5 protein-coding genes are annotated in these 7,127 nt (G+C 40.3%); 4 read left to right on the forward strand and 1 reads right to left on the reverse strand.

The genetic code is table 11. From position 1 onward, the window contains the following. Nucleotides 1–9 precede the first annotated feature (9 nt). From D9T21_RS05795 to D9T21_RS05810, 4 genes are all read left to right on the forward strand, one after another. Nucleotides 10–3,270, forward strand: coding sequence for a type I restriction endonuclease subunit R (locus D9T21_RS05795; RefSeq protein WP_123324132.1), 3,261 nt, complete (start codon nt 10–12; stop codon nt 3,268–3,270). Between the two features lie 26 nt (nt 3,271–3,296). Then, nucleotides 3,297–4,208 (forward strand): hypothetical protein, encoded by a 912-nt coding sequence (locus D9T21_RS05800; RefSeq protein ID WP_123324133.1) that lies wholly within the window; start codon nt 3,297–3,299, stop codon nt 4,206–4,208. After that, a complete protein-coding gene (locus tag D9T21_RS05805; protein ID WP_123324134.1) occupies nt 4,205–5,827 on the forward strand; it encodes an argonaute/piwi family protein in 1,623 nt (540 codons plus the stop codon). Before D9T21_RS05800 ends, D9T21_RS05805 begins: the two co-directional genes overlap by 4 nt. Before the next feature lie 214 nt (nt 5,828–6,041). Continuing rightward, nucleotides 6,042–6,509, forward strand: coding sequence for a hypothetical protein (locus tag D9T21_RS05810; protein WP_123324135.1), 468 nt, complete (start codon nt 6,042–6,044; stop codon nt 6,507–6,509). A 234-nt stretch (nt 6,510–6,743) separates the two neighbouring features. On the opposite strand, the gene D9T21_RS05815 is transcribed toward D9T21_RS05810, so the two are convergent. Next, the coding region (locus D9T21_RS05815) for an ATP-binding protein (RefSeq protein WP_164464585.1) at nt 6,744–7,127 on the reverse strand (384 nt) is incomplete at its 5' end.

Here is a 7,127-nt window from a genome sequence, read left to right on the forward strand (position 1 = left end):
GATTTATTCATGGCCATGACAGAAGAAACGTTAGTTCAGGAAGTCACCGCAGACTACTTGCTTAATAAACTGCACTGGGACGAATCTGTTTATGGTATGCATGAAAAACTTGGAAGGGAAGGAGATCTAGGCAGGTTATCAGAGCGCGAAACTGTGCTTTCACGTTATTTGGGTGAAAAACTTATAGAGCTAAATCCGGGCTTACCTGATATCGCCTACAGAGAAGCACTGCGTATTGTTTGTGAAGTATCGCCATCTTCTAACTTAGTGTCGGCGAATAGAGATAAATATTCGGACCATAAAAAAGGCGTAAAGGTTACCTTTAAAAATGAAAAAGGCGAGCGTGTAGAGAAACATCTTCGCCTATTTGATTTTGAAAACTATGAGAATAACCACTTTTTACTCGTTCGAGAGTTTTGGATAAAAGGGGATATCTATCGGCGCAGAGCTGATCTTGTTGGATTTGTAAATGGAATCCCACTCGTGTTTATGGAGGTCAAAAACGTCCACAAAGATATTCGAGCTGCTTATGAACAAAACCTTGCTGACTACAAAGATACCGTCCCCCATCTGTTTCATCACAATGCGTTTATTATTCTAGGAAATGGAATCGACGCCAAGATAGGTTCAATTTCTAGTAAGTTTGAACATTTCAATGACTGGAAGCGACTGAAAGAAAATGAGTCTGGTGTAGTGGATATGGAAACCTTGTTAAAAGGGACCTGTTCAAAGTCTAATCTCATGGATATCTTCGAAAACTTTACATTATTTGACGAGAGTTCAGGAAAATTAGTAAAGATTGTTGCCCGTAACCATCAATACCTCGGGGTAAATCGTGCTATAGACGCCGTGATAAATCGAAATGCCCGAATGGGAAAACTTGGGGTTTTCTGGCATACACAAGGCTCAGGTAAGTCTTATTCAATTGTTTTCTTTGCTCAAATGGTTCACCGCAAATTAGGAGGGAATTATACCTTTGTGGTGCTGACTGACAGGGAAGATTTGGATACTCAAATATACAAAACTTTCGCCGGTTGTGGCTTGGTAGATAACGATAAAGACCCATGCCGAGCTGAAAGTGGGAAAGATCTTAAAACTCTGATTGGTGCGCAGAAAGCGTATGTTTTTACTTTAATTCAAAAATTTAACGAAAAGGTGGATCCCGAAAATCCATATTCGGAGCGTGATGACATCATAGTTATCACGGATGAAGCGCATCGCACGCAATATGGAACGTTTTCACTCAATATGCGAAACGCACTCCCAAAAGCCAATTTTATTGGCTTCACCGGGACTCCCTTGTTCAAAGATGATGAAATCACTAAAAAGGTTTTTGGTGATTACATTTCCACATACGACTTTCAGCGAGCTGTAGAAGATAACGCAACGGTGCCGCTTTACTATGATGCTCGAGGTGAAGAGCTTGTATTTACTGATGACGATGGCAATGAGCATACTGTTGCGGATCCCAAAGGCATTAATGAAAGGATTGCAGAAAAGCTCGATGAATTAGAAATAGATGATGTCGATGTACAACAAAGGTTGGAGCGAGAGTTAAAACGTGATTATCACATTATCACCGCAACCAGCAGATTAGATCAGATAGCCCGTGACTTTGTGAGCCACTATTCAAATGGATGGGAAACTGGCAAAGCAATGTTTGTGTGTATTGATAAGATTACTTGTGTCCGTATGCATAAACTTATCGACTTTTATTGGAAGGAAGAGATTAAAAGCAAAGAAAAAGAACTCTCCTCTGCAACAGATGAACAAGATCTAGCTTGGCGCGAAAGACAGTTAGCATGGATGAAAGACACGCTGATGGCGGTTGTAGTCAGTGAAGAACAAGGTGAAGTTGCAAAGTTTGAGAAGTGGGATTTGGATATTAAACCGCATCGACAGCTAATCAAGACGGGATTTTTGCTTGCTGATGGCTCTCGGCTGGATATGGAAGAGGCGTTTAAAGATAATGAACACCCATTTAGAGTGGCTGTAGTTTGCGCCATGTGGTTGACAGGTTTTGATGTTCCCACACTTTCTACCCTATATTTAGACAAACCTCTGAAAGCGCATACTTTGATGCAAGCCATTGCTCGGGCAAACCGAGTGGCAGAAGGGAAAAATAATGGTTTGATAGTTGACTATTGTGGGATCCTGAAGAATTTACGTAAGGCGTTAGCGACATTCGCTGGTGCAGGTGATGAAGGGCACGGTGGTGAGGGTGGTGAGAATGAGCCAGCCAAGCCCAATGAAGAACTTCTTGAAAGCTTGAATGAGTCTATAAGTTTTATTACTGAATTTTTGCAAAAGCATAAATTTAACCTTTCACTAATTGTAACCGAAACCGGTTTTGCTAAAAATGCAGCAATCGCGCAAGCCAAAGAAATTATTAATCAGAATGATGAAACTCGGAAACGCTTTGAAGTCATGTCCCGAGAGGTTTTCAATAAGTTTAAGGCTTGTATTAATGTGCCTGGCATCAACCAATTTCGAGACCTTCGTGATGCGATAAACGTAGTTTATAAGAGCTTACAATCAGATAAGGAGAAAGCCGATATCTCAGATATCATGAAACAACTTTATAGTATTGTGGACTCATCAATCGACACTTCTCGCAAGGTTAATGAATCAAAAAAAGACCGCGACCGAATCTACGACATCAGTAAAATTGACTTTGAACGACTTCGCCAAGAATTTGCACGCTCAGAAAGTAAAAATACAACTGTTCAATCCCTTAAACATGCCGTAGAAAAAAAGCTTGCCCGACTAATGATGCAAAATCCATTACGAACGGATTATCAGCAGCACTATGAGCAGCTTGTCAAAGAATACAACCAAGAAAAAGACAGAGTTGTAATAGAGAAAACTTTTGAGGCTCTCTTAAAGTTTAACGAAGAGCTTTCCCAAGAAGAAAAGAGAGCCATTCGAGAAGGGTTAGATGAAGAGTCACTCGTTTTATTTGATCTGCTTAGTAAGCCTGACTTGCAGAAAAATGAAATTGTGAAGATAAAAAAGGTTGCATCTAGTTTGCTTACGGAGCTAAAAGCAGAGCGTTTAAAAATAGCAAATTGGCAACAGAAAGAATCAACTCGTGATGCCGTAAAACAGCAAATTTTTGATTTTTTATACGATGAGCGAACTGGTCTACCTGTAGAGAAATACGAAGAAGAAGAAATAGCTGAGATCACTGATAGAGTCTTTATGCATATTTATCGTGCCTACCCGAAATTGCCGTCGCCCTATTACCCTGAGCAGTCACATACGCAGTAGTTGAAAAAAGGATTAAGGAGTGAGCTATGTTTCCAAATAATGCTGGGCTAAAACCAATTCGTGTATATGAGAATGACGAGCATTTTTTGGTCGAAATTCCCGCAAGTCAAAAATTAAGAGCTAGTCGTATCGCTGGCAGACGTTGGGATGCTTCACAGGTTGCTTGGGTGTATCCAAAAACACTGCAAAGTTATGAGGCGTTGAAGAACGAATTTCAAAGAGATGCTGATAGTTTTGAAATTCGTAAGCCAAAAAGAAAACCAGTTCCTGAAGCGAAACTAATTAATGTAAATGAAGAGCCTGACCAGGACTTTGAAAGAGAGTGGAAAGAACTTTCTGAAAATACATCTAATATTCATTCCAATTTTTCAGATGTCGCGGGAAAAATTGATTTTCTCGTGAAAACAGTGCAAAGCCTTGAGGATTCGACTGCGTCGGTAGAACGTATGATCTTGGCTAAAAATCTTGAAGACAATCTGAATTCGCACGGAACAGCTGAGAATTCAAAGGAAGTTTTAAACTTAGATGAGCAATTAGAGTCAGTATTAAACCAAATCGCATTTGAATCTTCAGGGCAAGATGAATCCTTAAAGATACATCTCCAAAAGTACAACCCTTTGAGTAAACCTGAGCGATTTGTCATGAGAACGCATGAGCATTTACTGCATGCATTAGCAGAAATAGCAGGGGATAGAGATCCAACCGAATCTGCATTTTCAAAATATGTCCACTACGTTAAAGACAATCGGTTAGTTGAAAATACTAGGGAAAAAAATGTTCCTGCAATTTTATTCATGTTAAATGGACATCGTAACCAGATAGTTCACTCCAGAGGTATGCCGGAATCAGAATTGAAAAATAGGGCAATCAGCTACTTAATGGGGCTAGCACAAGTATGGAGCGCTGTGGCTGCAGAACCGGTAGAGGATTTCGAATGAATTCGTCAATCTACTTATTTGAATTCTTGTCAGAGCAAGCCACAGAAGATGTTGGAATGTGGAAAGAAATGTTGGAAAAGCGGTTAGACGCTATTGGTTTTGACTACGAGCGAATAGGTAACAGATTGCGAATTTGGGATTCCAGAGTTGCAATGAAGAAAACCGCTAGATCAGATGTAGGGTATCGAGACGGGGTTGAAATCTTCAAAGTTTCAATGCCAAAGCAATACGAAAGACCCGTTATAGGTTTCAATTTTTCAAGACTATATTTTTGTGATAAAGAAAGTCACCCTGCTTATCAATCTGCGAAGGAACTGTTTAAGAATTACGAATTTCCCGCTGTATTGAGACAATTACCTCTCTTTGCTTTATTAGATAAGCTCATTATCAAAATAAATGAATTGGAAGTCTTATTTAGACCCTTGCAAGATATTGATTGGAAGTGCGTGTCGCCGAATGTAGCAATTGATGCTTCGAGAGAATCTACGAATGTCTATAATTTGTCTGAACAACAATATGCAAGTTCAATTTTAGCTTTAGTTAGAAAACAACACGCTCTGCATCCAATATCTTTTGAAATGGTGTTAATCGATGCTTTCACAAACAATAAACAGAAAGCTACTGAAGTAGCTTCCAAAACTAGCCAGGTATTGGTTAATGATTGGCATTGCTCAATCTCTAAAAAAAGAATCAGTACAAAAGATGACTTTGAGGCTTGGATTAATTCTGAAAACGGCGCAAGGGTGGGGTTTTTCGCACTAGATACAAAGAAAGGTGAAAGGCCTCCACAGGCCGCAATCGAATGGATGCGGTCGATGGAAGAAGCGAAAATACCCTATTCATTGTTCAGCGCAGCTCCGGAAGTTAATCCAATATATACTCGGCACGGCAATGCGATGCATTTACTGACTAAAGTTGGCGGATTTCATTTTCAGGTTAATGCATTGAGCATTCCCGACTATCAGGATCACTGGTTTATTGGTTTGGATTTAGGTTACGGCTCTCAATACAAAGGTAAATGTGTAGTTGTATCCTTAACTGATAGTAATGGTGTCCTTAAGTGTTTCTGGAGAGCTGTAAAAAATTTAGACGAAACATTGAATCAAGAGATTCTGCAGGAAGCAATCACATGGATTGTTGGTCAAGCAGATTCATTCAAGCCGGGATTGAAGTTTGTAGTTATAAGGGATGGCAGATGCCCTCATCATGAGACTATCGATAACTATAAAAAAATCCTCCCTCCAGGACGCTCCCTTTTTCTTGAATACACTAAGACACATAATCCAGTGATGATTGACGGAAAGGTTCAACCTGATCCTGGTACTATTGCAATTCCGAAATATAGTGCGGAAGCATTCCTATTTACTGCAAAAGCATCTCAGAAAAATATGCTAACCGCCACCACGAGGTTTCGGCCAAAAATAAATGATCTTGGATATAGTTTAGAACAAATCGGTGAAATACTAACCGCTCTTTGTTTTTCATCTAAATTGTCATTTCAACCTTCATCGTTGCCTGCGCCTATATATTGGGCTGATGGTATCGCGTCATTAAGTAATATAAATTTGCAGTTTGCTGGTTGGGGGCATCTTCCTAGCATTACGCGAGATTTCAGATAGTAGTCGGGCATTTCAGAATAGGCACACAGATATGCAAAAGCTCTATCTTCATCTGGTTTCAAATTTTGAATGGACTTATTCAGCAAGCTTAGTCGCAGAAGAACTGCAGTGAAAGAAGTAATCGCTCAATTCTAAACAAAGGTTGATTCTCGTGCTGTTTAAAACTTAACGTCTTAAAAGTTGAATATTTTGAAATTAAATAAAGAAGGGTTACATGGAAATTGTGCTTTTAGTTGTACTAGTGTTAGGGATGGTTGGCGTTGCGATTATTGTTAATAGGGCAAGAGTTGTAGAAGAGGAGCGAATTCGCATAGCGAAAGAAAAGGCTGCCGAAGAGGAGCGAATTCGAATGGCTAAAGAAAAAGCTGCTGAAGAGGAGCGAATTCGAATGGCTAAAGAAAAAGCTGCTGAAGAGGAGCGAATTCGAATAGCTAAAGAAAGAGCAGCCGAGGAGGAAAAAAAACGAAAAGCTAAATCTGCAAAGGAAAAAGGCATTCGAGAGCTACGAATATCCAATCAGTATTGCCCTGTTTGCAAACAGTTAGCGGTTGATGTTTATACTGATGGAAGTGGTGATTGTTGTAAATGCGACTACACTTCAGTTCAGCACAAAAATGAACCTTTGCCATCTTCGGAACGTGGAGTTATCTTCACTGACCTGCGTGACAGAGGTTGGTGGTAAGAATTATTTCTAAAGCAAAAGATGGTGAAAGCGTCAGCGCTGGTAGTGGCCTCTAAAATTAACAACTTTATTGTTTCGATAATGTACAGGCGACCAGTTGCATCAATTGAAAGTTAACGACTCTATTAAAAATCAATTGTTTTCTATGCATTCATTGCATATTCCGGCTAATCCGGACACCGGCACCGGTTTAATCCGGACGCCTGTTTTCCTCGCTTTTCTCTAACCCTATTTTTATCCTATCTGTCCGGATTGCGCCAGTTTTCTCATTGATTCTCCTCCCAACTCAATCCGATGACTGTTGTGGATCAGCCTGTCCAGCAAGGCATCTGCCACCGTGGCGTTGCCTATCATGTTGTACCATTCTTTAACCGGGAGCTGGCTTACCATGATGGTACTGGCTGTTTGATAACGATCCTCCAGTAACTCCAGCAGATGACCGGCTTGCTCCTGGCTCATCTTTTCCATTCCCCAGTCATCGATTACCAGCAGCTGTTTCTTTGATAAGGCCAGAAGCTGTTTTTGATAACTGCCATCCAGCCGTCCTGAACTCAGATCATCGTAAGCGATCAATTTAGACCGTCTTCCCCAGACAGAACCACTCCGTAAAATAGTCCC

This window comes from Marisediminitalea oceani (assembly GCF_003731635.1).
GTDB lineage: Bacteria > Pseudomonadota > Gammaproteobacteria > Enterobacterales > Alteromonadaceae > Alteromonas > Alteromonas oceani.